General features: G+C 73.9%; 1 protein-coding gene. It reads right to left on the reverse strand.

Annotated elements, in window-relative coordinates; all coding sequences use genetic code 11:
• Positions 1-1,175, reverse strand: a 1,175-nt coding sequence (locus HCJ92_RS24045; protein ID WP_167935707.1) for an ABC-F family ATP-binding cassette domain-containing protein, incomplete at its 3' end; no start/stop codon positions are given.
• Positions 1,176-1,449 lie beyond the last annotated feature (274 nt).

A 1,449-nucleotide genomic window follows, 5' to 3' on the forward strand; every position in this document is an offset into this window, starting at 1 on the left:
TGGAGCACGCGCAGTTCGGGGTCGAGCTCGCTGACCTCCTGGGAGAGGTAGGCCAGTCGCACGGTGCGACCGACCTTGATCCGGCCGCCGGTGACGAGCGGGGAGACGCCCTCGCCGCCGTCGTTCGCGGTCTCGGCCAGCGCCCGCAGCAGCGAGGTCTTGCCCGCGCCGTTGACCCCGACCAGTCCGATCCGGTCCCCCGGGCCGAGCTGCCAGGTCAGCTGGTGCAGCAGCTCACGACCGCCGCTGCCGTCGGCGTCGGTGCCGACCTTCAGCGTGACCTTCTCCAGGTCGAAGACGGTGCGGCCCAGCCGCGCGTTGGCGAACTTCATCAGCTCGGCGCCGTCGCGGGGCGGCGGCACGTCCTCGATCAGCGCGTTGGCCGCCTCGATCCGGAACCGCGGCTTGCTGGTGCGGGCGGGTGCGCCGCGGCGCAGCCAGGCCAGTTCCTTCCGCATGAGGTTCTGCCGCTTGGACTCCTCGGTCGCGGCGATCCGCTCCCGTTCGGCGCGGGCGAAGACGTAGTCGCTGTAGCCGCCCTCGTAGCCGTGGACGCTCCCGCGCTGCACGTCCCACACCCGGGTGCAGACCTGGTCCAGGAACCACCGGTCGTGGGTCACGCAGACGAGGGCGGACCGACGGTCGCGCAGGTGGCGGGCGAGCCAGGAGATGCCCTCGACGTCGAGGTGGTTGGTCGGCTCGTCGAGGACCAGCAGGTCCTGCTCGGCGATGAGCAGCTGGGCGAGGGCGATGCGGCGGCGCTCACCGCCGGAGAGCGGGCCGATGCGGGTGTCGAGCCCCTCCGCGAACCCGGGCAGGTCCAGCCCGCCGAAGAGGCCGGTCAGGACGTCACGGACCTTGGCGTCGCCCGCCCATTCGTGGTCGGCGCGGTCCCCGATCACCTCGTGCCGGATGGTGGCCTCGGGGTCGAGCGAGTCGTGCTGGGTCAGCACCCCGACGCGCAGCCCACCGGCGTGGGTGACGCGCCCGGTGTCCGGCTCCTCCAGCCGGGTCAGCACGCGGATGAGGGTGGTCTTGCCGTCGCCGTTGCGGCCGACGACGCCGATGCGGTCCCCCTCACCGACTCCGAGCGAGATGTCGTCCAGCAGGGCCCGGGTGCCGTAGACCTTGTGGACCGATTCCAGGTTGACGAGGTTCTTCGTGGGTGTGGCCATGAGGGGTCCCAGCGTAGTGCGGCGGTCGGACGGCTTCGGGCGGGTGCGGGTGGTGATCCTGGCGGGTGGTGGTGGCGGGTCCCGGCCGGGCAGGGCCGGTGGTGCCCGGGTCGGGCGGGCGTGGGGTTCGGGGGCCGGTGGTTCGGGGACCGGCGTCGCGTGCTGTGCCCCGATACGGGCGGCCGGGGTGGTACCGCCACCGGGGCGGCCTCCGTGGCCTCGCCTCGGGCTCCCCGGGTGCGGCCACCCCGGTGGCCCCGGCCCGGCGGCACCG

It is taken from the genome of Streptomyces spiramenti (assembly GCF_012034385.1).
GTDB classification, from domain to species: Bacteria; Actinomycetota; Actinomycetes; order Streptomycetales; family Streptomycetaceae; genus Streptomyces; species Streptomyces spiramenti.